General features: G+C 66.5%; 23 protein-coding genes and 1 tRNA gene. 16 read left to right on the top strand and 8 right to left on the bottom strand.

Features of this window, described 5'->3' with window-relative positions; translation table 11 throughout:
• Positions 1-15: 15 nt before the first annotated feature.
• From FS787_RS05630 to FS787_RS05615, 4 genes are read left to right on the top strand one after another with little or no spacing between them, the layout of a single operon-like run.
• Positions 16-741, top strand: coding sequence for a flavodoxin family protein (locus tag FS787_RS05630; RefSeq protein WP_144671242.1), 726 nt, complete (start codon positions 16-18; stop codon positions 739-741).
• A gap of 22 nt (positions 742-763) precedes the next feature.
• On the top strand, positions 764-1846 hold the full coding sequence (locus FS787_RS05625) for a folate-binding protein YgfZ (protein WP_144671241.1): 1083 nt from the start codon (positions 764-766) through the stop codon (positions 1844-1846).
• Positions 1843-2241, top strand: coding sequence for an ankyrin repeat domain-containing protein (locus tag FS787_RS05620; RefSeq protein WP_144671240.1), 399 nt, complete (start codon positions 1843-1845; stop codon positions 2239-2241). The genes FS787_RS05625 and FS787_RS05620 overlap by 4 nt, the downstream gene beginning before the upstream one ends.
• Positions 2242-2285: 44 nt before the next feature.
• Positions 2286-3812 (top strand): DHA2 family efflux MFS transporter permease subunit, encoded by a 1527-nt coding sequence (locus tag FS787_RS05615; RefSeq protein WP_144671239.1) that lies wholly within the window; start codon positions 2286-2288, stop codon positions 3810-3812.
• A 23-nt stretch (positions 3813-3835) separates the two neighbouring features.
• Here the strand turns inward: FS787_RS05615 and FS787_RS05610 are convergent, their stop codons facing one another.
• The 5 genes from FS787_RS05610 to FS787_RS05590 all read right to left on the bottom strand — a co-directional run bounded on the left by FS787_RS05610 (position 3836) and on the right by FS787_RS05590 (position 8067).
• Positions 3836-4546 carry a GNAT family N-acetyltransferase gene (locus FS787_RS05610; protein ID WP_144671238.1) on the bottom strand — a complete coding sequence of 237 codons (711 nt, stop codon included), beginning with the start codon at positions 4544-4546 and terminating at the stop codon, positions 3836-3838.
• 42 nt (positions 4547-4588) lie between these two features.
• Complete coding sequence (locus tag FS787_RS05605; protein WP_144671237.1) at positions 4589-5614, bottom strand: ATP-dependent 6-phosphofructokinase; 1026 nt, start codon at positions 5612-5614, stop codon at positions 4589-4591.
• 169 nt (positions 5615-5783) lie between these two features.
• Positions 5784-6038 (bottom strand): PspC domain-containing protein, encoded by a 255-nt coding sequence (locus FS787_RS05600; RefSeq protein ID WP_144671236.1) that lies wholly within the window; start codon positions 6036-6038, stop codon positions 5784-5786.
• 3 nt (positions 6039-6041) lie between these two features.
• On the bottom strand, positions 6042-6338 hold the full coding sequence (locus tag FS787_RS05595; RefSeq protein WP_260982410.1) for a hypothetical protein: 297 nt from the start codon (positions 6336-6338) through the stop codon (positions 6042-6044).
• Position 6339: 1 nt separating this feature from the next.
• Positions 6340-8067, bottom strand: a complete 1728-nt coding sequence (locus tag FS787_RS05590) for a PspC domain-containing protein (protein WP_144671235.1) — start codon at positions 8065-8067, stop codon at positions 6340-6342.
• Positions 8068-8191: 124 nt separating this feature from the next.
• Between FS787_RS05590 and FS787_RS05585 the strand changes: the two genes are divergently transcribed.
• Both FS787_RS05585 and FS787_RS05580 read left to right on the top strand, forming a co-directional pair.
• Positions 8192-9559, top strand: coding sequence for an ATP-binding protein (locus tag FS787_RS05585; RefSeq protein WP_144671234.1), 1368 nt, complete (start codon positions 8192-8194; stop codon positions 9557-9559).
• Positions 9556-10230 carry a response regulator transcription factor gene (locus tag FS787_RS05580; RefSeq protein WP_260982409.1) on the top strand — a complete coding sequence of 225 codons (675 nt, stop codon included), beginning with the start codon at positions 9556-9558 and terminating at the stop codon, positions 10228-10230. The genes FS787_RS05585 and FS787_RS05580 overlap by 4 nt, the downstream gene beginning before the upstream one ends.
• 79 nt (positions 10231-10309) lie before the next feature.
• Here the strand turns inward: FS787_RS05580 and FS787_RS05575 are convergent, their stop codons facing one another.
• Positions 10310-11527, bottom strand: coding sequence for a pyridoxal phosphate-dependent aminotransferase (locus FS787_RS05575; RefSeq protein WP_144671233.1), 1218 nt, complete (start codon positions 11525-11527; stop codon positions 10310-10312).
• 287 nt (positions 11528-11814) lie between these two features.
• Between FS787_RS05575 and FS787_RS05570 the strand changes: the two genes are divergently transcribed.
• The 9 genes from FS787_RS05570 to rplL all read left to right on the top strand — a co-directional run bounded on the left by FS787_RS05570 (position 11815) and on the right by rplL (position 18407).
• Positions 11815-11887 (top strand) — tRNA-Trp (locus FS787_RS05570).
• Between the two features lie 78 nt (positions 11888-11965).
• On the top strand, positions 11966-12250 hold the full coding sequence (gene secE, locus FS787_RS05565; RefSeq protein WP_056426579.1) for a preprotein translocase subunit SecE: 285 nt from the start codon (positions 11966-11968) through the stop codon (positions 12248-12250).
• A gap of 115 nt (positions 12251-12365) precedes the next feature.
• Positions 12366-13190, top strand: coding sequence for a transcription termination/antitermination protein NusG (gene nusG, locus FS787_RS05560; RefSeq protein ID WP_144671232.1), 825 nt, complete (start codon positions 12366-12368; stop codon positions 13188-13190).
• 132 nt (positions 13191-13322) lie between these two features.
• Positions 13323-13754 (top strand): 50S ribosomal protein L11, encoded by a 432-nt coding sequence (gene rplK / locus FS787_RS05555; protein ID WP_018773647.1) that lies wholly within the window; start codon positions 13323-13325, stop codon positions 13752-13754.
• A 181-nt stretch (positions 13755-13935) separates the two neighbouring features.
• Positions 13936-14643, top strand: coding sequence for a 50S ribosomal protein L1 (gene rplA, locus FS787_RS05550; protein WP_116765107.1), 708 nt, complete (start codon positions 13936-13938; stop codon positions 14641-14643).
• Positions 14644-14738: 95 nt separating this feature from the next.
• A complete protein-coding gene (locus FS787_RS05545; RefSeq protein ID WP_144671231.1) occupies positions 14739-15848 on the top strand; it encodes a GNAT family N-acetyltransferase in 1110 nt (369 codons plus the stop codon).
• A gap of 93 nt (positions 15849-15941) precedes the next feature.
• Positions 15942-17051 (top strand): GNAT family N-acetyltransferase, encoded by a 1110-nt coding sequence (locus FS787_RS05540; protein ID WP_144671230.1) that lies wholly within the window; start codon positions 15942-15944, stop codon positions 17049-17051.
• Between the two features lie 310 nt (positions 17052-17361).
• Positions 17362-17958, top strand: coding sequence for a 50S ribosomal protein L10 (gene rplJ, locus FS787_RS05535; protein ID WP_056425194.1), 597 nt, complete (start codon positions 17362-17364; stop codon positions 17956-17958).
• A 74-nt stretch (positions 17959-18032) separates the two neighbouring features.
• Positions 18033-18407: a 50S ribosomal protein L7/L12 gene (gene rplL, locus FS787_RS05530; RefSeq protein ID WP_056425195.1), complete on the top strand. Its 375-nt coding sequence runs from the start codon at positions 18033-18035 to the stop codon at positions 18405-18407.
• 256 nt (positions 18408-18663) lie between these two features.
• On the opposite strand, the gene FS787_RS05525 is transcribed toward rplL, so the two are convergent.
• Positions 18664-19110 carry an aminoacyl-tRNA deacylase gene (locus FS787_RS05525; RefSeq protein ID WP_260982472.1) on the bottom strand — a complete coding sequence of 149 codons (447 nt, stop codon included), beginning with the start codon at positions 19108-19110 and terminating at the stop codon, positions 18664-18666.
• Positions 19111-19196: 86 nt separating this feature from the next.
• Positions 19197-20396 carry an acetyl-CoA C-acetyltransferase gene (locus FS787_RS05520; protein ID WP_144671228.1) on the bottom strand — a complete coding sequence of 400 codons (1200 nt, stop codon included), beginning with the start codon at positions 20394-20396 and terminating at the stop codon, positions 19197-19199.
• Between the two features lie 440 nt (positions 20397-20836).
• Here FS787_RS05520 and rpoB point away from each other — a divergent pair, with 440 nt between their 5' ends.
• Positions 20837-24352 carry a DNA-directed RNA polymerase subunit beta gene (gene rpoB / locus FS787_RS05515; RefSeq protein ID WP_144671227.1) on the top strand — a complete coding sequence of 1172 codons (3516 nt, stop codon included), beginning with the start codon at positions 20837-20839 and terminating at the stop codon, positions 24350-24352.
• The last annotated feature ends 68 nt before the right edge of the window (positions 24353-24420 follow it).

Genomic DNA, 24420 nt, shown 5'->3' with positions numbered 1-24420 from the left:
GCAGGGAGTACCAAAGTGAATGCCACAGCTGCACCAACTGCCGATTTCAGCGACCTCAAGGCCGTGTTCTTCAATGGCACCCTCAAGAAGTCCCCGGAGACGTCCAACACGCAGGGCCTGATCGATGTCAGCCGCCGGATCATGGACAAGCACGGTGTCAGCACACAGGTCATCCGGACGGTGGATCACGACATCGCCAGCGGCGTGTACCCGGACATGCGCGAGCACGGCTGGGCCACCGATGAGTGGCCCGAGCTTTACCCGGCCGTCCGCGACGCCGACATCGTCGTTGTCGCCGGACCAATCTGGCTGGGCGACAACTCCTCGCAGACCAAGAAACTCATCGAACGCCTCTATGCGCACTCCGGCGAGCTCAATGACAAAGGCCAGTGGGCCTTCTATCCCAAAGTGGGCGGCTGCCTGATCACCGGCAACGAGGACGGCATCAAGCATTGCGCCATGAACGTCCTGTACAGCCTCCAGCACATCGGCTTCACCATCCCGCCGCAGGCCGACGCCGGCTGGATCGGCGCCGTGGGGCCGGGCCCCAGTTACCTCGATGAAGGCTCGGGCGGCCCGGAGAGCGACTTCACCAACCGCAACGCCACCTTCATGACGTGGAACCTGCTGCACCTGGCCCGGATGCTCAAGGACGCAGGCGGCATCCCCTCCTACGGAAACCTGCCCGAGGCATGGGAAGCCGGCACCAGGTTTGACTTCGAGAATCCGGAATACCGCTGACCCCTGAGGACTTCTACTACATATGACTATCAAGAGCCCTCTGCTGGCGCGCCCTGGCGCGGTCGAAGCCGGCGGTGCTGACGCCGGCGTCGCATCCCATTACGGCGAACCGCTGCGCGAACAGCGGACGCTGGCCGGCGGCACCGCCGTCGTGGACCTCTCCCACCGCGGCGTCGTCACCGTGACCGGACCGGACCGGCTGAGCTGGCTCAACACCTTGTCCTCCCAGCAGCTCACCAACCTGGCGCCCGGGCAGTCGAGCGAACTGCTGCTGCTGAGCGTCCAGGGCCGGATCGAGTTCGACGCGCGGGTGGTGGACGACGGCGCCACCACCTGGCTGATCGTCGAGGCGGCAGAGGCCGGGCCGCTGGCCGAATGGCTCAACAAGATGAAGTTCATGCTCCGCGTTGAGATCGCCGACGTGTCGGGGGAGTGGGCCGTACTGGGGACCACCCGCAGGGTACCGGAATGGTCCGCCCTGCTGGTCTGGGAAGACCCCTGGCCGCACGTCGGCGCCGGCGGCTACTCCTACGCCGTGGTGGGGGAAGACGCCCACCCCGGCCTCGAACGGCCCTGGTTCGAGTACCTCGTCCCGGCCTCGGCCCTGGAGGCCACGGTCGGCGACCGCCCGCTCGCCGGAGTGTGGGCAGCCGAAGCGCTGCGCATCGCGGCGTGGCGGCCGCGCTGGGGCGCCGAAACCGACGACAAGACCATCCCGCACGAACTGGACCTGCTCCGCACCGCCGTGCATCTGAACAAGGGCTGCTACAAGGGCCAGGAAACCGTCGCCCGGGTCCACAACCTGGGCCACCCGCCGCGCCGGCTGGTTTTCCTGCAGCTGGACGGCTCGCAGCACACCATGCCTGCCGTGGGCAGCGAGGTCCGTGCCGGTGACCGCAAGGTGGGCACAGTGACGTCCGTGGCGCAGCACTACGAAATGGGGCCGGTGGCCCTGGCCGTGGTCAAACGCTCGGTCGCACCCGAGGACGTCCTGACTGTTGTGGACGGCGAGGAGCCCTACACCGCCGCGCAGGAAGTCATCGTGGCGCCCGATGCAGGCCAGGTGGTGGGACGCCAGACCGGCTTCCTGCGGGGGACCCGATGACGGCGGACAACCCCGGTGCGCCGGACGCAGAAACCCTGGCTCTGGCCCATGCCCTCTTTGACGCGGCCCGGGAAGGCAACACCGCGCTGCTCGCCGGGTACCTGGCCGCCGGTGCGCCGGCGGCCATGACGAACGCTGCCGGTGACTCCCTGCTGATGCTCGCGGCCTATCACGGCCACGCGGAAACCGTCCGGCTGATCCTGGCGCACGGCGGAGACGCGAACACCGCCAACGACCGCGGCCAGACGCCGCTCGCCGGAGCCGTCTTCAAGGGCTACCCGGACGTGGTCCAGGCGCTGGTCGCGGCCGGCGCGGACCCCGACGCCGGCACGCCCTCCGCCCGGGCAGCAGCGCAGATGTTCCAACGGCAGGACATCCTTGCGCTGCTAGGCTGACCCGTCCGCCTGTCCACGGCAGCACCCTGACCCAAAGGAATCCCATGGAACTCGTCGCCAGGCCGTGGCCCGCACTCTGGTCCCTTGTGATCGGGTTCTTTATGATCCTGGTCGACACCACCATTGTCTCGGTGGCCAACCCCAGCATCATGGAGGGCCTCAACGCCGACATCAACTCGGTGATCTGGGTGACCAGCGCCTACTTGCTGGCCTACGCCGTGCCGCTGCTGATCACCGGCCGGCTGGGCGACCGCTTTGGCCCGAAGAGGCTGTACCTGTCCGGCCTCGTGGTCTTCACCGCCGCCTCGCTCTGGTGCGGACTCTCTGGCGACGTGAACACCCTGATCCTGGCAAGGGTGTTCCAGGGCTTCGGTGCCGCACTGATGACGCCCCAGACCATGGCCGTCATCACGAGGATCTTCCCGCCCGACCGGCGCGGGGCGGCGATGAGTATCTGGGGCGCCACCGCCGGCCTCGCCACGCTGGTGGGACCGATCCTCGGCGGTGTCCTCGTCGATGGCCTCGGCTGGGAGTGGATCTTCTTCATCAACCTCCCGGTAGGTGTCATCGGGTTCTTCCTGGCCCTGCGCTACGTCCCGGCCCTCAGCACCCACCCGCACAAGTTCGATATCCCCGGCGTGCTGCTCAGCGCCGTCGGGATGTTCCTGCTGGTGTTCGGAATCCAGGAGGGCGAGACTTACGACTGGGGCACCATCGCCGGGCCCATCACCGTGTGGGGGCTCATCATCTCCGGGATTGCCGTGCTGGTGGTGTTTGTGCTGTGGCAGAAGATGAACAAGGGCGAACCCCTGCTGCCGCTGTCCCTGTTCAAGGACCGCAATTTTTCCCTGGCGAACATCGGCATCACCACCGTCGGCTTCACGGTGACAGCCTTCACGCTGCCGCTGATCTTCTACTTCCAGCTGGTCCGGGGCCTGACACCCACCGAATCGGCGCTGATGATGGTGCCGATGGCGCTGATCTCCGGGGGCCTGGCCCCGGTGGTGGGCAGGATCATCGACCGGGTCAACCCGAAGTTCATCACCGTATCCGGCCTGCTCCTGATGTCCGTGGCGCTGGCGTGGAACGGCCTCCTGATGCACCCGGACACGCCAATCCTGCTGTTCCTGCTGCCGAGCGCCGTGCTGGGATTCGCCAACGCCGGTATCTGGGCGCCGCTGGGGACCACAGCCACCCGGAACCTGCCGCCGAGGCTCGCCGGCGCCGGCGCCGGCGTCTACAACACAACCCGCCAGATCGGGGCCGTGCTGGGCAGCGCCGCCATCGCGGTGCTGATCCAGGCCCGGCTCGCCGCGGAGCTCCCCGCGGTTCCGGGAGGATCCGGGGAGGCGGGGCCGACGTCGTTCGGCGGGCCCCTGCCGGAGTCGCTGCGCGAGGGATTCTCGACGGCGATGGCCCAGTCCATCCTCCTTCCCGCTGCCGTTATTCTCATCGGTGCGGCGGTGGCGCTGTTCTTTGCCAAGCCGCAGCCGCTGCAGGGCTGGGGAACACCCGGGGTGCTGCCGGCAACGTCGTCGGGCACCGAGGGGGCCGGGGCGCGGTCCCGCTGAGGCGCCACCAGTGCGGGCTGGGATCAGCCCAGCAGCACACTCGTCTGGATGCCACCGGGGGTGAAGCCCAGGCTCCGGGCAATGGCCAGGGAGCCCTTGTTGCTGACATCGGAGCGCCACTGGAGGGTCAGGCCCGAGGCAAGCGCCTCATGGGCCGCAATGGAGGCGGCCAGTGAACCCAGCCCCCGCCGGCGCCACTCCGGAGCAACCAGCACGCCCATCTGGGCGAGGATGCCTTCCCATTCGGTGTAGGCGCCGCAGGCCACCGGGGTCCGGCGGCCGTCGTCCAGATGCATGACGGTGAAGCGGTGCTCGAGGTCCGAGAGGCCCACTTCGTTGACGTCGTCCGGCGGGCAGGCGGCTTCCAGCTCGATCGCCTCGGGATTGCCGTGCGAGACGGTCAGTTCCTCGGAGGGCTGCTTGAGCGGGAGGTCGTCCGCGAAGAACAGCGCGGCGGCGCCGAGCCCGTGGCCGCCGTAGGCCCGGGTGATGGTCAACAGCGTGACGTGCTGCGCGAGTTCCTCGTCGGAGAGCCCGACGGCGGCGTCCAGGGCCCACTGGGGGCCGACGAGAACGGAGTTGCCGAACAAGCGGATGAATTGGACGGAACGGGCTGCCTCATCCGCACGGGTGATGCGGTCACCCGCGGCGGCGGCCAACGCGCCGTCGTCGAGCTCCAGCCGGCGGGCCCACGCGAGCTGGATGATGTCGACCGAACCGGGCTCAAGTGTCATGGCTCCACCCTACCCACCGGCGTGGCGGCTCCGGCGCCCGGCTCAGCCGAAGAGGACGGCGGCCTCGTCGTAGCGGTACTTCGGGACCGTCTTGAGATTGCCGAGCGCAGCGTCGAAGCCCACATGGACAATGTCGGTGCCGTTGAGGGACACCATGGTGCCCCAGCGCTCTTCGACCACCGAGTCGATAGCGGCCATGCCCAGGCGGGTCGCGAGCACGCGGTCGAACGCCGTGGGGACTCCGCCGCGCTGGATGTGCCCCAGGACAGTGGCGCGGGTTTCGATGCCGGTCATGGCTTCCAGCTCCGGCGCCAGCCGCTCGGAGATCCCGCCCAGCCGGGGGCGGCCAAACGTGTCCAGGCCCCGTTCGGAATGCGGTGTTTCCTGGCCGTCCGGGACGAAGCCCTCCGCGACGACGACGAGCGGCGCGCGGCCGCGGTCGCGGGCCGAGACCACCCATTCGGCGATCTGCTCCATCGAGGCCTTCTGCTCCGGGATCAGGATGGCGTGGGCACCCGCGGCCATACCGGCGTGCAGGGCGATCCACCCCACGTGGCGGCCCATGACCTCGGCGATCATGCAGCGGTGGTGGGATTCTCCCGTGGTGCGCAGGCGGTCGATCGCCTCGGTGGCAATCTCGACGGCGGTGTCGAAGCCGAAGGTGTAGTCCGTCGCGTCGAGGTCATTGTCGACCGTCTTGGGGACACCCACGATCTTCAGGCCGGCGTCGGTGAGCCGCTTGGCGGCTGCCAGCGTTCCCTCGCCGCCGATGGCGATGAGGGCGTCGATGCCCAGCCGGTCCATGTTGGCCTTGATGACCTCGGGTCCGCCGTTGTTTTCGAACGGGTTGGTGCGGGAGGTGCCCAGGATGGTCCCGCCCTGCTTGGCAATGCCGCGGACCATGGTGCGGGGGATGTCGATGGTGTCGGCCTCGACGACGCCGCGCCACCCGTCCAGGAATCCCACGAATTCGTGGCCGTGGACGGCGATGCCCTTCAGGACGGCGCCACGGATGACGGCGTTCAGTCCGGGGCAGTCTCCGCCGCTGGTGAGGATTCCAATTTTCATGTTTCGGCTCAAATCCTTGCTCGAAGGTTTACAGGCGTTTACAGGCAGAGCGCCACGCTGAGCTCACCTAGAGTCTAGTGGCGCATGTGTGGCAGGACACAAACCGTTACAACGAAGAAGTGCCCCTGCCGCGGGGGCAGGGGCACTTCCGGTTCCCGCTAACGGGTGCTCAGGGCCGGGCCGAGCGCTTCGCCAGGAACGTCTCAAGGGCGATGGCGTTCCGCTGGTCCGGCAGAAGCAGCCAGGCCGCGAGGTACAACACGAAGGCTGGTCCGGGGAGCAGCGCGAAGAGCAGGAACGCGATGCGGACGAACGCGACGTCCACGTTCAGCTTGGCGGCGATCCCGCCGCAGACACCGCCCAACCAGCGCTGCGGACCACGTTTCAGGCCGAGGCCCCTGACGGTGCTGAAGAACTTTTCCATGGTTCAAGACTTCCCTGTCGGTGCTTGTTTGTCACGTCCCCGGGCCGAAAGCAGCCCGCCGATCACGAGGGCTGCCCCGGCGCCGATCATGAGTCCGATCGCCACGTAGGTGCCGTTGAGGGCCACAATGCCGAGCTGGGAGACGATGATGAGCGCGGCGAGGGCCACCACGATCAGCCCCCAGACGATGGTGCCCACACGGGCCGGGGAATCGTCCTCAAACTCCGGGCCGTCGGGCCGGGGGGCAGTGGCCGGGCTATCGCTGTCCGGGCTGCCGGCCGGTGCGTCGTAGCTGCTCATGTCAGTTCCCTTCCTTGATGGTGACGTTGCTTAAAGTGCCATCGATCTCCACGATCAGCGTCGCTCCCGGCTCGCCCGTGTTGTAGGTGCTTTCCCGGGTGGTCATGCCGCCGTGGCTCTGGCTGCCCTCATTGAGGTTGCCCATGGTCATGTCGGCGCGGATCTCCACCGGAACGTTGTCCGGAATGATGACCGTGAGGTTGCTCGCCGTGGCCTCGATCGGGACCACCACATCGGTCCTGAGCGGCGGGTTGAGCGGGACCCCGGACAAGTCCACGGTCCCGGTGCCGGCCGTGATGTCGAACCCATCCCGGGCCTGCTGGATGCTCGCCGGTGACCAGTCGGCGTTCTGCGGGCGGAAACGGTCGCCGTTGGGGAGCACGTTGAAGATCCCACCAACGATCAGCGCCACCGCGGCGAAGAAGCCGAGGATGCCCGAGGTACGGCCCCTGAGTCCGGCGACGAGGATTCCGAGGCCCAGGACCACCGCGGCGCTGGCCCAGACGACGGCGTTGCTGGAGGTGCCGAGGTCAATCACGTTCGCGACGTCGAGGGCCTTGATGCTGCCGCCCACCAGCAGGGCGAGGCCGGTGGTGACCGCGACGGCGGGCGCGCCGGGGCCGAAACTCCGGGCTTTGGCCGGCGGGACGGGTCTGCCGCCGGGGACGGGACGGTAGCCGCCGCCGGGGGGAGGGACGGGACCCGAGGGCGGGGGAGCGCCCCAGGCCGGGCCCGGCACCGTTGACTCGCCGTAGCGGGGCAGCGCATCCGAGCCACCGTAGCCGGCGTACGGAGCCGCCGGCGTTGACGGCGTCGCTGATTTTGACTGCGTTGCGGACATTGCCGACGTCCCGGACATCGCCGAGGACGCCGGCGTTTCGGCGTTTGGCGGATACCAGGGGTCCGCCGGGCCGCCTGCCTGCGGACTCGAGGACATGGGAGTGACTCCGTTCAGGGACTTGTTGCGCTGTGTCAGGTAGTAGATGAGGTAAATGACGCCCCCCACCCAGAAGACCGTCCAGATGAACGCGCCAAAGCCGTAGCGGTCCCAGCCCCAGACTCCGACGCCCAGGCTGGGGAAGCCGATGACCGTGGTGACCAGGGCGCCGGTCATGCCGGACGACCACCGGCCCGCCGCCGCTTCCTGGACATGGATGCGGCCGTCGGGTTCGGGCAGCAGCGCCCACGCGATGCCGTAAAGCAGGACCCCGACGCCCGCGAAGACCGTCAGGACGATCAGGATGCCGCGGACAATCAGCGGGTCCACCCCGAAGCGATGGGCGATGCCGCTGGCGACACCGCCCACCCAGCGGTCGCGGCCCCGCTGTATGCCCTGGCTGCGGATCCAGTCGAAGAACGTCAGCGATTGGCTGCCGGGCTGCGGGGGCGTCGGGCCGTAGTACGGCGGCGGTGGCGGGGGCGGAAGCGCTCCACCGCCGGCGGACCCTGTCGGTCCGGTGCCCGCCGAAAGATCCAACGGGAGGGTGGCCGAGGTTCCCACCGGGGCGGTGGGCGTGGTCTCCACCGGGAGGGTGGCCGAGGTGTCGGCAGCGGGCCGCGAAGCGGCGCCAGCACGGGCGGCGGTTTCGTCGGCGGACTCTGCCGGGTGTCCTGTCAGGCGCTCTGTCTGCTGCTCTGCCGGCTGCGCTGGCTTTTGCCCTGCCGGCTGCCCGGCAGTGCTGCCGGAGGGGTCGCTGCCTTCAGCGGGATGGTCAGTGTGCGGGTTCATACTTCGATCCTTCCGCCTGAGACCCGTCCGCTCTACTGGGGAACACCCTGAAATGTCCCTGAGTGGCCCCCGGTTAGCGCTGGAAACGGGTCCGGGAAACCCTGATCCGTGCTTGGATTGAGTCATGACAACCGCCGTTTCCCGCCCGCCGCTGGTCCGCGGCGGCGATCGCGTGATCGCCGGGGTCTGCACCGGCCTCGCCCGCCACCTCGGCTGGCCGGTGCGGATGGTCCGGCTCGGCATGGCGGCCGCAGCGCTCGCCGGCGGTGCCGGCGTCGTCTTTTACGCCTGGCTCTGGATCATGGTTCCCACCGCGGACGAAAGCGCCAAGCGCAATGCCCGGCAGCCGGCGTCGCCCATAGCCCCCGCGGTGAGCGCACCCTTCGCGCCGCCCCCGACGGCGGCCACGTCCCCGGCGGCGCCGCCCCAGGCGGCATCCGAATCGGCGGGCGCCGTTCCTGCCGATTCGTGGCGGAACCGGGTCACCGGCATGCGCTACGGCAAGGAGATCCTGCTGGGCGCGGGATTGCTGCTGGCCGCCGGCATCCTGATCGCCCGCGTGCTCGGCGTTGATGTGCCCCTCGGGACGCTCATTCCGGTGGCGGCCATCCTGGGCGGCGCGGCCATCGCCTGGATGCAGCTGGACGAGACGCGCCGGGCGGGCCTCGTGGACAAGACCAAGGCGGACCAGGCCGGTGGCTGGGCCCGTCTCGCGGCCGGGCTGGCGCTCGTGGTGGCCGGTGTCCTGGTCATGGTGTCAGGCTCCGGGTCCTGGGAACAGACCTGGCTAGCCCTGCTGTCCTCGGTCGCGGTGCTGGGCGGTGTGGCCCTGGTCCTCCTGCCCTGGGGGCTGAAGTTCTGGCGCGATCTGGAGGCGGAGCGCGCCGGCCGGGTCCGCGCCACGGAACGGGCCGAGATCGCCGCCCACCTCCACGACTCGGTCCTGCAGACACTGGCCCTGATCCAGCGGCGCGCCGGCAACGAGACCGACGTCGTCCGTCTGGCCCGCGCCCAGGAACGCGAACTGAGGGGCTGGCTGTACCGGGATCCGGGCAAGGACGCCGGGCAGCTCTCCGAGGGCATCAACGCCGCGGCGGCTGAGGTGGAAGACTCCCTGGGCCACGCCGTCGAGGTGGTCACTGTGGGCGACTGCGCCATGTCCGAACGCCACGAGGCCCTCGTCCAGGCCGCCCGCGAGGCCATGCTGAACGCCGCCCGGCACGGCGGCGGCGCCGTGTCGGTCTACCTGGAAGTCACGGACGATGCTGCGGAGGTCTTCGTCAAGGACCGCGGCCCCGGCTTCGATCCCGACGCCGTCCCGGCCGACCGGCTGGGCGTACGCGAGTCGATTGTCGGCCGGATGAACCGCCACGGCGGCACCGCCACCATCACCAGCAGCACGGACGGCACCGAGGTCCGGCTCAGGCTTCCCCTGTCAGCGGTTGCGTCAGCGGCCGCCGCCAGTAACAGCAACGGAGAGGCAAGACTGTGACCAGTACCGAAGCGGGGCGCCCGGCGCCGGGGATCCGGGTGGTGATCGTGGATGACCATGCCATTTTCCGGTCCGGCCTGAAAGCCGACCTGGATCCGGACATCGTGGTGGCCGGCGAGGCCGGGACGGTGGAGGAGGCCACCGCCGTGATCGCGGCGGTGCGTCCCGACGTCGTGCTCCTCGATGTCCACCTGCCGGGCGGACTCGGCGGCGGCGGGCGCGACGTGCTGGCCGGTTCCGCGCCTTTGCTGGGCAGCACGCGGTTCCTGGCCCTGAGCGTCTCGGACGCGGCCGAGGACGTGGTCTCCGTGATCCGGGCCGGGGCCCGCGGCTATGTCACCAAGACCATTTCAGGAGCGGAAATTTCCGACGCCGTCCGCCGGGTCGCGGGCGGGGACGCCGTCTTCTCGCCGCGGCTGGCGGGCTTTGTGCTGGATGCCTTCGGTACGGCGCCTGCGGACATCGCGGATGACGAACTGGACCGGCTGTCCGCCCGCGAACTGGAAGTGATGCGGCTGATCGCGCGCGGCTACAGCTACAAGGAAGTGGCCAAGGAGCTGTTCATCTCGATCAAGACGGTGGAAACCCACGTCTCGGCGGTGCTGCGCAAGCTCCAGCTCTCCAGCCGGCACGAACTCACTCGCTGGGCCGCGGAACGCCGCCTCCTCTAACCAACGATGCGCTATCACTTAGGGTCCTTATCGCACGGGAATAAGGACCCTAAGTGATAGCGCAACGGGGGTTGGGGTGCTATTTCGCCTTGCCGAGGAAGTCCTGCAGCCGGGCGACGCCGGTGGCCAGGTCCTCGTCGCCAAGGGCGTAGGAGAGGCGCAGGTAGCCGGAGGGGCCGAAGGCCTCGCCCGGAACCACTGCCACCTCGACCTCGTCCAGGATCAGGGTGGCCAGCTCGGCCGACGTCGACGGCCGGACCGGACCGTTCGCGCTGGGGAACTCCTTGTCGAGCAGGGCGCGGACGTCGGCATAGACGTAGAAGGCGCCCTTCGGCGTCGGGCATTCCACGCCCTCGATGGCGTTCAGCCCGGCCACGATGGCCTTGCGACGGCGGTCGAAGGCGAGTTTCATCTCATCGACGGCGGTCAGCGGGCCGGACACTGCGGCGAGGGCTGCCATCTGCGGGATGTTGGAGACGTTGGAGGTGGCGTGCGACTGCAGATTGGTCGCGGCCTTGATGACATCGGCCGGGCCGATCATCCAGCCCACACGCCAGCCGGTCATGGCGTAGGTCTTCGCAACACCGTTGAGGATGACCACCTTGTCGCCCAGCTCCGGGGCGGCCGTGGCAATCGAGGTGAAGGGCACGCCGTCGTACGTCAGGTGCTCGTAGATCTCATCCGTGACCACCCAGAGGCCCTTGGCGGCGGCCCACTGGCCGATCTCCCTGACCTGTTCCGGGGAGTACACGGCGCCCGTGGGGTTGGACGGGGAGACGAAGAGCAGGATCTTGGTGCGGTCGGTGAGGGCAGACTCGAGCTGCTCCACCGTGACCAGATACTCCTGTTCCGGTCCGGCGAAGACCTCCACCGGGACGCCGCCCGCCAGCCGGATGGCTTCCGGGTAAGTGGTCCAGAACGGCGTCGGGACGATGACCTCGTCGCCCGGATCCAGCAGCGTGGCGAAGGTGTTATACACGGCCTGCTTGCCGCCGTTGGTGACCAGCACCTGGGACGCCTCGGCTTTGTAGCCGGAATCCCGGAAGGTCTTGTCCGCGATGGCCTGCTTCAGCTCCGGCAGCCCGCCGGCCGGAGAGTAGCGGTGGTACTTGGGCTGGCCGGCGGCTTCGATGGCTGCCTGCACGATGTACCCGGGGGTCGGGAAGTCAGGCTCCCCGGCGCCGAAGCCGATGACGGGGCGGCCGGCCGCCTTCAGTGCCTTCGCCTTGGCATCAACAGCCAACGTGGCGGATTCGGCTATGGCGGAGATTCGCTGGGAAATGCGGGCGGCAGGCATCGCGGGTCCATTCTTCGCTAGCAGCCTCAGGGGCTGTTTGTGGGATTCGACGAAATCTACTCTATGCTGATCTGCGGACGGTCCGGGGTGCCGGCCGGGAATTGTGACTGCGCACGCAGTGGCGACTTCGCGGCTTATTTTCCCGGTGACACGGAGCGTCCGGTGAGGCCGGTTCGACGTAGGCGCAGTTGTTGCGTAGACTGGTTCTCCGGTGTTGAAAACACGATGAATGGTCTGCGCCTCAGGAAAGTCTGGGGAAACGGGCCGGAACCGGATTTTCGATCCATAGGGTAGTGGCGCAATTGGTAGCGCAGCGGTCTCCAAAACCGCAGGTTGCAGGTTCGAGTCCTGTCTGCCCTGCGCAAGCTGTTCCGGTTTCTCCGGAACAAGCGCAGCAACCATGGTTCAGTTCAGAGCCGGGTATCCGACATTGCGAGGATGAGTGAGGACCAGGTGACCGAAACGGCTGCAAGCAGCTCCAGTGGCCGCCCCGCCAAGAACGCCCCCAAGGCGGGCTTCTTCGCTCGAATCGCGCTCTTCGTCCGCCAGGTCATCGGCGAACTGAAGAAGGTCGTCGCACCGACCCGCAAGGAACTGATCAACTACACCCTCGTGGTGCTGGTGTTCGTGGTCATCATGATGCTCATCGTCACCCTGCTGGATCTGGCCTTCGGGACCGCCGTGGGCTGGGTCTTCGGCGGCACGGGCCCCACGGACAGCTAAGGCGACCGGTCCGCAGACTGCGTGGATTACCACCGGGATTCCGGGGGATCCGCGGGGTGTGCGGAATTGAGTCATTTAAATAGGCATGTTAGGCAATGAGGAAGCAGGAGACCAAGTGTCAGAGCAGGAGCTCGAGGTAACTGAGACTGAGCTGGATAAGAGCCAGGATGCCGCGGTGGAAGCCGGGGAAGAGTCCGAGGCCGCGTCTGCTGCGCCCGAATCCGACGCCGCTGACGAGGCTGCTGATACGGCTGAATCCGCTGAGGCGGACGCCGACTCCGGCGAAGAGGCTGAAGGCGAGTCCGGCGACGCGCTGGCCGCTGCTGCCGCCGCCGCAGAGGTTGATCCGGCCGATGAATTCAAGGCCAAGCTGCGCCGCCAGGAAGGTGACTGGTACGTCATCCACTCCTACGCAGGTTATGAAAACCGCGTGAAGGCCAACCTTGAAACCCGCATCCAGACCCTGGACATGGAAGATTACATCTTCGAAATCCAGGTTCCGATGGAGGAAGTCGTTGAGATCAAGAACGCTCAGCGCAAGGTCATCAACCGCGTCCGTATCCCCGGCTACGTCCTGGTCCGCATGGACCTGACGGACGCCTCCTGGGGCGCCGTCCGTCACACCCCCGGAGTCACCGGCTTCGTGGGCAACGCCCACAACCCGGTCCCGCTGCGCCTTGACGAGGTCTTCTCCATGCTCGCCCCGGTCTTCGAAGAAGAGCAGGCCGAGAAGGGCAAGCCGGTCAAGCACGCCGCCGCGCAGGTCGACGTCGACTTCGAAGTTGGCGAGTCGGTCATCGTCAAGGAAGGCCCCTTCGAGACCCTTCCGGCCACGATCTCCGAAATCAAGGTGGACTCCCAGACCCTCGTGGTGCTGGTTTCCATCTTCGAACGCGAGACCCCGGTCACGCTGGCCTTCAACCAGGTCAGCAAGATCTAGTTACCCCCCCACAGAATTCGCCCCGGACTGCCCGCTTTAGCAGCCAGGGGCGGCCGGCCGCCTCGCCATGGCGGCCACCAACCTGAGGCACGCTCCTGTGTCCCAGGACGTAATTGAGAGAAGGACCCTACATTGGCTCCCAAGAAGAAGGTCACCGGCCTCATCAAGCTGCAGATCCAGGCAGGTGCCGCTAACCCGGCCCCGCCGATCGGTCCTGCGCTTGGCCAGCATGGTGTCAACATCATGGAATTCTGCAAGGCGTACAACGCTGCGACGGAAGCCCAGCGCGGCAACGTTATTCCGGTGGAAATCACGGTCTACGAAGACCGTTCATTCACGTTCATCACCAAGACCCCGCCGGCTGCAGAGCTCATCAAGAAGGCTGCAGGCGTCGCCAAGGGTTCGGCTACCCCGCACACCGTCAAGGTTGCCAAGCTGACCCAGGCCCAGGTCAACGAGATCGCCACCACCAAGATGGAAGACCTCAACGCCACCAGCCTGGAAGGCGCCGCGAAGATCATCGCCGGAACCGCCCGTTCCATGGGTATCACCGTCGAGGGTTAATTCCCTACCGCTGATGCGCCGGGGCCGGGAAACCGATCACGACGCCGGTCAGCACCGCCGGGCAACCGGCACCACCTAAACATTGAGATGTCGGAAATCCGGAAATACCATTCGGAGCCCCGACTGTGGCAGGGCCCAGCGCGGTCCGCAGACCACAACTGCACAAGGAGAAATAAGCAGCATGGCAAAGCGCAGCAAAGCATATGAGGCAGCCGCAGCCAAGATCGACGCGGAGAAGTTCTACGCGCCGTTCGAGGCAGTGACGCTGGCCAAGGACACCAACCCGTCCAAGTTCGACGCCACCGTTGAGGTCGCATTCCGCCTGGGTGTAGACCCGCGTAAGGCTGACCAGATGGTCCGCGGCACCGTCAACCTGCCGCACGGCACCGGTAAGGTGGCCCGCGTCCTCGTTTTCGCAACGGGCGACAAGGCTGAAGCAGCAATCGCTGCCGGCGCCGACTTCGTTGGTTCCGATGACCTGATCGAAAAGATCGCAGCCGGCTGGACCGACTTCGACGCCGCCGTTGCCACCCCTGACCTCATGGGCAAGGTTGGCCGCCTCGGTAAGGTCCTGGGCCCGCGTAACCTGATGCCGAACCCGAAGACCGGCACCGTGACCGCTGACGTCGCCAAGGCCGTCAACGACATCAAGGGCGGCAAGATCGACTTCCGCGTCGACAAGCACTCGAACCTGCACTTCATCATCGGCAAGGTTTCCTTCGACGCCGTGAAGCTGGCCGAGAACTACGCCGCCGCACTGGAAGAGGTTCTCCGCCTCAAGCCGTCCGCTTCCAAGGGCCGTTACATCCAGAAGGCCACCGTCGCCACGACGTTCGGCCCGGGCATCTCGGTTGACCCCAACGTCACCAAGGTCCTGACCGAGGTCTAAGCCTCACCCGGCTTGCCGTAGCAAGCAGCGAAAAGACCGTCCCGCTTCCGCGGGGCGGTCTTTTCTGCATTCGGAGCGGCGGTTAGGCTGTCCCGGTGAATGCAGCGCCCTACCTGATCGAACCCCTGATCCTGCCGGAATCCATCGATGCGCCGGACGCCGGTGACTTCCTGGACTTCAGCCGGCTCAGCGACGCCCTGGTGTTGGAGAGCTGGGGCAACCTCGACCGGGCAACACCGCCCGGCGCGCGGCTCCGGTACTGGAAAGACGACGCCTACACCCGCATGCGGCTTTTCTTCGTCCGGGTGGACGGCCGGATGGCCGCACGGTCCTGGATCCGCTGCGAGCTGCAGGAAAACCTCAGCAGCGCGTTCCTCCACGTGGACGTCTTGAACGGCTACAGCGGCCGCGGGATCGGCCGGGCGCTGCTGGAGCACGCCGAAGCGCTGGCCGCCGCGGACAACCGCAGCGTCCTGATGACCTTTACGGAACACCCGGCGGACTTCGACGCCGACGGCCCGGACGTGATTGTGCCGTTGACCGGCACCGGCGCCCTGCCGGCGGCGGCCCGGGGCGTCCGCTTCGCCACGGCGGCCGGCTACCGGTTGGAGCAGGTGGAGCGGTTCAGCAGCCTCGCCATGCCGCCGGCTCCGGCACTGCTGGATGCCCTGGAGCGCGAAGCGCTGGCCAGGGCGGGGGACTATGAGCTGGTTACCTGGACGGACCGGTGCCCGGATGAATACGTCAAGCAGCTTGCCGTGCTGATGTCCCGGATGAGCACCGACGCGCCAACGGGTGGCCTCAGCTATGAGGAAGAGGCCTGGGATGTTGCCCGGGTCCGGAACGTTGAGGACACCTGGATGCAGGCCGGGAACATCTCCCTCGTCGCCGCCGCGAGGCACCGCGAAACCGGCGAACTGGCCGCGTACTCCGTGCTGGAACTGGCGCCCAGCAAACCGTGGCTGGCCGACCAGGACGACACCCTCGTCGCGGCCGGCCACCGCGGGCACCGCCTGGGCATACTCGTCAAGGTCCGCAACCTCCGCCGCCTGCTGGCGGAGTACCCGGCGGTGGAACGCGTCATCACCTTCAACGCGGCGGAAAACGACCACATGCTCGCTATCAACGTCGCCCTTGGGTTCCGGCCGGCCGGCTGGGACGGCGAATGGCAGAAAGTGGTCACGGCGCAACCCATAGAACGGTGACCGAAACCGGCATATGCTGACGGGTGAAAGCCCGGCCGATGCCGGGTTCCGGCACACGTGGTGGACGGCAGAACGGCTGGGATGATGCCCTCTATGGCAAACGACGTACGGATTGAACAGCTGTGGATCCCCGATTCGCTGGAGGGGAGGGACGCTGCAGACTTCATCGCCGCCGTAGAGGTGGGCCGCAAGGTGCGCATGCAGACCTGGGGGAGCGATGACCTCGCCTACGCACCGAAGGAAAAACTCCTGGAAATGGCGGACCCGTACGAGCGGCAGGTCATCCTGGTGGCCAAGGTCGACGGCGAGATCGTCGGGACCGTTGATATCGCACTGCCGCTCGCGGACAACCTCGATCTGGCGGAATTCGCCCTCGACATCCTGCCCGAGTTCCAGGGCCGGGGCGTGGGCCGGCAGCTGCTCGAGGCCGCGGAGCACTTCGCCCGGGACGAGGGCCGGCACACCATCCTCATCGATACGAACCATCCGAGGTCCTCGCTGGGAGACAACGTCGAGGGGCAGCTGGTGCCCGGCACGGGCCTGGGCTTCGTTCCAATGAACAGCCGCGAGGTGGAGTTCGCCCGCCTCAGCGGCTACACCCTGCAGCACATCGAACAATTCAGCGCCTGCGCGCTTCCCCTCGACAGCGCGCTGGTGGAGGAGCTGGAGACTGAGGCGGAGGAAGCCAACGGCGGCCGTTACCGGCTGCACCACTGGACGGACCGGTGTCCCGACGAGTGGCTTGAGGCGGTCGCCGCGCTGGAGAACAGCGCCGGCGAGGACGGCGTGCCCGGGGTTGATGACACGGCCATGGTGTTCGACGGCGGCATCCTCCGTGAGGCGGAGGACGTCGCCATAGCGCAGGGCCGCAGGACGGTGGTAACCGCCGTCGAGCATCTTGCCAGCGGACAGCTGGTCGGGTTGACCACCATCAGCGTCCTCGCGCTGCGCCCCGACGTCGTGTTCCAGGACGACACGGTGATCCTGCGGGAGCACCGGGGCAACAAGCTGAGCCTGCTGATCAAGGTGGCGAACATGGAGCGGCTCTCCGAGCAGTTCCCGGACGCCCGGGTCCTCTACACCTGGAATGCCCCCGAGAACCGGTATCTGCTCAAGGTCAACGTGCAGCTCGGGTTCACCACCGCCGGGGTGACGGGGATCTGGCAGAAAGAACTCCCGAACTTCGGCCCGAGCAACAGCTGACCGGCCTGCCGTTGCGCCGATTTGGACCGGGCGCCCCGTCTCGCGTAAGCTGGGAGGACCAAAGACCGTCGGTTGTTGGAAATCCACTCTCCCAAGCAAGGCTCACTTCTGCAGCCGCGCCGGGAGGGCCAGTGGATCTCCAGACGAAGGACCCTGAACAGAGGGCGGCCGGCGCAGGTGAACGAAGCAAAGCTCCGCAGTCATGGACTGCGTCGAGACAAGCCCCGTGCATCTGCGCGGGGCGTTTTTAGTTTTTAGCTCTTTTGAGCGGGGACCGGGAAACACCGGCACTATCCCCGGAAGGAGGGTTATGGCAACGCCTAGCAAGGTTTCAGCAGTAGCTGAGATCACTAACGATTTCAAGGAATCGAACGCCGCTGTCCTGACCGAATACCGTGGGCTCACCGTTGCACAGCTCAAGCAGCTGCGTGTCTCGCTCGGCCAGGACACCAAGTTCTCGGTCGTCAAGAACACCCTGACCGCCATTGCAGCCAAGGAAGCTGGTGTCGAAGCATTCGACGGTCAGCTCGCCGGCCCCACTGCAATCGCGTTCATCAAGGGTGACGCAGTTGCCGCTGCCAAGAGCCTGACGGATTTTGCCAAGACCAACAAGCAGCTGGTTATCAAGACCGGTTACTTCGAGGGCAAGGCACTGAACGCCAGCGAAGTCGCTGCCCTGGCAGCACTCGAGTCCCGCGAGCTGCAGCTCGCCAAGGTTGCAGGCATCCTCAAGGCTCCTGCTGCCGCCGCTGCACGCATCATCGACGCGCTGCGCCTCAAGCTTGAAGAAGAGAACGGTGCACCGGCCGAAGCCGAAGCACCCGCCGCTGAAGAAGCCCCGGCCGACGCTCCCGCTGACGCAGCTGCTGAGGCTCCGGCCGACGCCGCAGCCCCCGAAGAGAACTAACTCTCTAAACCAGACTCCGGTGTAAAGCGAGCCCCCCGGGCCGCCGCGCACCACTATAGGAAGGACGCCACACCATGGCGAAGCTCACCAACGAAGAGCTCATTGAAGCTTTCAAGGAACTGACCATCATCGAGCTCTCTGAGTTCGTCAAGCTCTTCGAAGAGACCTTCGAAGTTACCGCTGCTGCTGTTGCAGTTGCTGGCCCCGCTGCCGGCGCTGCTGCAGAAGAAGAGGAGAAGACGGCATTCGACGTCGTCCTCGAAGCTGCCGGCGACAAGAAGATCGCAGTGATCAAGGAAGTTCGCGCAATCACTTCCCTGGGCCTCAAGGAAGCCAAGGACCTGGTTGACAGCGCTCCGAAGGCTGTTCTCGAAGGCGTCACCAAGGAAGCTGCCGAGAAGGCTGTTGCACAGCTCGAAGAAGCCGGCGCACGCGTTACCCTCAAGTAACTCGCCGCTTCTGGAACCGGCCGGGAACCTCGTGTTCCCGTTCTGCTCCGGGAAACCCCGTCCACTCCCGTGGGCGGGGTTTCCTGCGTTCCGGGGGCCTGCGGTGCGCCGGTGCGCGCCCGCAAACAAGCAACGCGGGGTCACTTCCAGCCCGTCCCGGAGTGTGGGATGGACCGGGAGTGACCCCGCGTTGGTTGTTAACCCGGCCCGGTTAACCCGGCCGGGTTAGATCAGCCGGGTTAGATCGGGCGGCCGGTCAGTTAGGTTCAGAGATGTCCGCGACGACGGCATCGAGGGCGGCGGTCAAGGCGTCGGCGTCCACGAAGGCGCTGTAGCCATGTTCGCCGGCGCCCATGGAAATCCGGCGGCCGGTGATGCTTTGGTCCGCGTACACGGGCCAGGCCACCGTGCTCCCCAGCGGGGTGATGGTGCCCCGCTCGTAACCTGTGGCATCCAGGGCGACTTCCGCCGTCGGCAGCGAGAGCTTGTTGACTCCGAGCAGCGCCCGGAGTTTGGGCCAGGAGATCTGCCGGTCGCCCGGAATGAGGGCGAACAGGAAGCTGCCGTCCTTGTGCTTGACCACCAGTGACTTCACGATGTCCCCGGGCTGGATCCCCAGGATCCGTGCCGCGTCCTCGAGGCTGTTCGCGGCCAGCCGCTCGACCAGCCGGACGCTGAGGCCCCGCGCGGCGGCGTCGGCCAGGAAACGGTCCCGGCCGACGGGTCCGCCGTCGTCAGCACTTCCACCGTCACGGCCCTGTCCGGGCGCTGCGGGGTCCGTCACGGCGCTCAGTCGCGGTACAGCAGGAGGGCTTCGCCCTGGCCGCCGCCGCCGCACAGGGACACGGCGGCCTTGCCGGTGCCGCGGCGCTTCAGCTCGTGTGCGGCATGGAGGGCAAGCCGGGCGCCGGACGCTCCGATGGGGTGGCCCAAAGCGATGGCGCCGCCGTGGAGGTTGCACTTCTCCAGCGGGTAGTCGAGGTCCTTGAGCGACTGCACGGCGACGGAGCCGAAGGCCTCGTTGATCTCGATGAAGTCCAGGTCGGCGGCGGACCAGCCGGCCTTGTCCAGCGCGCTCTTGATCGCGTTGGAGGGCTGGGAGTGCAGCGAGTTGTCCGGCCCGGCCACCTGCCCGGGCTTGCCGACCACGGCGAGGTACTCCAGGCCGTTGTCTTCGGCGAACCGCCGCGAGGAGAGCACCAGGGCGGAGGCGCCGTCGGACAGGGGAGAGGAGTTGCCGGCGGTGATGGTGCCGTCCGTGACGAACGCCGCCCGCAGGCCGGCCAGGGAACCCGCGGTCGTGTCGGGCCGGATGCCTTCGTCCGCGGCCAGGGTGATCGGATCACCCTTGCGCTGCTTGACGCTGATCGGAGAGATTTCGACGTCGAACACCCCGTCCTTGGCGGCCCGGGCGGCACGCTGGTGGGACGCCGCGGCCACCTCGTCCTGGGAGGTGCGGTCGATCCCCAGCGTGAGGTTCCTGCTCTCCGTGGACAGCCCCATGGACTGGCCGTCGAAGGCGTCGGTCAGGCCGTCATGGGCTGCCGCGTCGAGGGCCTGGATGGAACCGTAGGTCCAGCCCTGCCGGGAACCGGGGAGCAGGTGCGGTGCGCGGGTCATGGACTCCTGGCCGCCGGCCACCACCACCGTCGCGTCGCCGCTGCGGATCAGCCGGGCGGCGTCGATCACGGCGGTCAGGCCGGACAGGCAGACCTTGTTGATGGTCACGGTGGGGACGTTCCAGCCGATGCCGGCGCCGACGGCGCTCTGGCGGGCGGGGTTCTGGCCGGCCCCGGCCTGCAGTACCTGGCCCATGATCACCGAGTCCACCTGCTCGGCCTTGACGCCGCTGGCGGCCAGAGCTGCCTTGATGGCGTGGGAGCCGAGCTGCACGGCGGTGAAGCTGGCGAGCTGGCCGTTCAGGCGGCCCTGGGGGGTGCGGGCGGCGGCGAGGATGACAACATCATTGTCGTCTGCAGAGTTGCTCATGGTTTTCTCTTCCGATCTTGGACGATATACAGCAAGGTTATCGTGACCCCCGTCACGGAGCCATTTGAGCGCCGGTTAAGCCCGCCGGGAGCCCGCCGGTGCGGGGCCCGCGCGCTGCGTCGCCAGACGCATCCCCTCCGTGCGCCGCATCCGGGGGCCGGGCCGATGTTTGCAATCCCGGGCGAAGTGGGGTAGACAAGTAGGTTGCTTTGCCGTATCGTAGATATTTGCGTCTTCCCTGTTTACCTTCAGCCTTCATATAGCGGTGGGCTTAGCCTGGCAGCTGCGCCATCAATGTGCCGTCAACAACGGCACCATCGTGGTCAGCACGGGTCCCGGGTCATATAGCGGAACCGGACTGGTAGCGCTGCGGAGTCATTCTGCAGAGTGCATAACGGGGGAGATCTGACAACGCCTGAAGGTCTGTGGAAGGATCCCTCTTGGTCGCCTCGAGCACCTCTAATGTAAACAACGCTACCGCTATCAATGCCGACAGCACCGACGGTGCAACCCGCCGGCTCTCATTCGCAAAGATTCACGAACCTCTTGATGTTCCGAATCTGCTCGCCCTGCAAACCGACAGCTTTGACTGGCTGGTCGGAAACGAACGCTGGCAGGCGCGCGTTGCGAAGGCCGTCGAAGAAGGCGACCTCAGCGTCGCCACCTCCTCGGGTCTGTCCGACATTTTCGAAGAGATCTCCCCGATCGAAGACTTCCAGGGCACCATGTCCCTGAGCTTCTCCGAGCCGGAGTTCGCTGATCCGAAGTACACGATGGCCGAGTGCAAGGACCGGGACGCAACGTACTCGGCTCCGCTGTACGTCAAGGCCGAATTCATGAACAACAACACGGGCGAAATCAAGCAGCAGACCGTGTTCATGGGTGACTTCCCGCTGATGACCGAGAAGGGCACCTTCGTTGTCAACGGCACCGAGCGTGTTGTTGTCTCCCAGCTGGTCCGTTCCCCGGGCGCCTACTTTGAGCGCACCGCCGACAAGACCAGTGACAAGGACATCTTCACTGCGAAGATCATCCCGTCCCGCGGCGCCTGGTTCGAACTTGAAATCGACAAGCGCGACCAGGTCGGCGTTCGCCTCGACCGCAAGCGCAAGCAGTCCGTCACGGTGCTGCTGAAGGCCCTCGGCTGGACCGAAGGCCAGATCCTCGAAGAGTTCGGCCAGTACGACTCCATGCGCGCAACGCTGGAGAAGGACGCCACCGAAACCCGCGAAGACGCCTTGCTGGACATCTACCGGAAGCTGCGACCGGGCGAGCCGCCCACGGTCGAGGCTGCCCAGTCCCTGCTGGACAACCTGTACTTCAACTCCAAGCGCTACGATCTGGCCAAGGTCGGCCGCTACAAGATCAACCGCAAGCTTGGCATCGACCGCTCCCTTGGTGACAAGGAAGCGTCTGTCCTGCATGTTGAAGACATCGTCGCCATGATCAAGTTCCTCGTCGCCCTGCACGCCGGTGAGAAGACCCTCATGGGCAAGCGCGACGGCCAGGACCACGAGCTGCGCGTTGAGATCGATGACATCGACCACTTCGGCAACCGCCGCATCCGCGCCGTCGGCGAGCTCATCGAGAACCAGGTCCGCACCGGCCTGTCCCGTATGGAGCGCGTTGTCCGCGAGCGTATGACAACTCAGGACGTCGAGGCCATCACGCCGCAGACGCTGATCAACATCCGCCCCGTCGTGGCAGCCATCAAGGAGTTCTTCGGAACTTCCCAGCTGTCCCAGTTCATGGACCAGAACAACCCGCTCTCGGGTCTGACCCACAAGCGCCGCCTGTCGGCACTTGGCCCGGGTGGTCTGTCCCGTGACCGTGCAGGCATGGAAGTCCGAGACGTTCACCCGTCGCACTACGGACGTATGTGCCCCATCGAAACCCCTGAAGGCCCGAACATTGGTCTGATCGGTTCGCTGGCTTCCTACGGACGCATCAACCCGTTCGGCTTCATCGAGACCCCGTACCGCCTCGTATCCGAGGGCGTCGTCTCCGATGAGGTCCAGTACCTCACGGCCGACGACGAGGCAGAGGTCCTGATTGCCCAGGCCAACGCCCCGCTCGACGCGAACAAGAAGTTCGCCGAAGAAACCGTCCTCGTCCGCGCCCGTGGTGGTGGAGGCGAGCCCGTGCTGGTCCCCGCCGCCGACGTCGAGTTCATGGACGTTTCCCCGCGCCAGATGGTATCCGTGGCTACCGCCCTGATCCCGTTCCTCGAGCACGACGATGCTAACCGCGCACTCATGGGTGCCAACATGCAGCGCCAGGCCGTGCCGCTGGTCCGTTCCGAGGCGCCGTTCGTCGGTACCGGTATGGAGCGCGCCGCTGCAGTCGACGCCGGTGACGTAGTCATCGCGAAGAAGGCAGGCGTGGTGACCGAGGTCTCCGCTGAGCTGGTCATCGTGCTCAACGACGACGGTACGGAAACCAACTACCGCATCAACAAGTTCGCCCGCTCCAACCAGGGCAACTGCTACAACCACCGCGTTCTGGTGAGCGAAGGCCAGCGCCTGGAAGTTGGCGGCATCATCGCCGACGGCCCGGCAACGGACCAGGGCGAACTGGCCCTTGGTAAGAACCTGCTCGTGGCATTCATGTCATGGGAAGGCCACAACTTCGAGGATGCCATCATCCTGTCCCAGCGCATCGTCGCTGAGGACGTTCTTTCCTCCATCCACATCGAGGAGCACGAGATCGATGCCCGCGACACCAAGCTTGGTGCCGAGGAAATCACCCGTGACATCCCGAACGTGTCGGAGGAAGTCCTGGCCGGCCTGGACGAGCGTGGCATCATCCACATCGGCGCCGAGGTTGAAGCCGGCGACATCCTGGTCGGAAAGGTCACGCCGAAGGGCGAGACCGAGCTGACCCCGGAAGAGCGCCTGCTGCGCGCCATCTTCGGTGAGAAGTCCCGCGAAGTGCGCGACACCTCCCTGAAGGTTCCGCACGGCGAGTCCGGCACCGTGATCGGTGTCCGCGTCTTCGACCGCGACAACGACGACGAGCTGCCCCCGGGCGTCAACCAGCTGGTCCGTGTCTACGTGGCCGCCAAGCGCAAGATCACCGACGGCGACAAGCTCGCCGGCCGTCACGGCAACAAGGGTGTTATCTCCAAGATCCTTCCGATCGAGGACATGCCCTTCCTTGCCGACGGTACCCCCGTTGATATCGTCCTGAACCCGCTGGGTGTCCCGGGCCGTATGAACGTCGGCCAGGTGCTGGAAACGCACCTCGGCTGGGTTGCCAAGACCGGCTGGAAGATCGAAGGCGAGCCCGAGTGGGTCAAGCAGCTGCCGAACCTGCCGCGCGAGAGTGGCCAGACCACTGTTGCAACGCCGGTCTTCGACGGTGCGCGTGAAGAGGAAATCACCGGTCTCCTCGACTCCACCAACGTCACCCGCGACGGCGACCGCCTGATCAACTCCTCAGGCAAGACCCGTCTGTTCGACGGCCGCTCCGGCGAGCCGTTCCCGGATCCGATCTCGGTCGGCTACATGTACATCCTGAAGCTCCACCACCTGGTGGACGACAAGATCCACGCGCGCTCCACCGGCCCGTACTCCATGATCACGCAGCAGCCGCTGGGTGGTAAGGCACAGTTCGGTGGCCAGCGCTTCGGTGAAATGGAAGTGTGGGCGCTCGAAGCTTACGGCGCCGCGTACACGCTCCAGGAGCTCCTCACGATCAAGTCGGATGACATCCATGGTCGTGTGAAGGTTTACGAAGCCATCGTCAAGGGCGAGAACATCCCCGAGCCGGGCGTTCCTGAGTCCTTCAAGGTCTTGATCAAGGAAATGCAGTCGCTGTGCCTGAACGTGGAAGTTCTTTCCACGGACGGAACCACAATTGAAATGCGTGACTCTGATGACGCAGTCTTCACGGCTGCGGAAGAACTGGGCATCGATCTGTCTCGTGCAGAGCCCAGTTCCGTAGAAGAGGTCTAGCAGAGCGTCCGACGGCGGGTGGTTACCCGCCGTCGGGACTCTCGGCCCCTTCCCGTAACCCAAGACTT

Source organism: Arthrobacter sp. U41, assembly GCF_007679325.1.
Taxonomy (GTDB): Bacteria; Actinomycetota; Actinomycetes; order Actinomycetales; family Micrococcaceae; genus Arthrobacter.
This window is presented reverse-complemented; position numbering and strand designations above follow the sequence as displayed.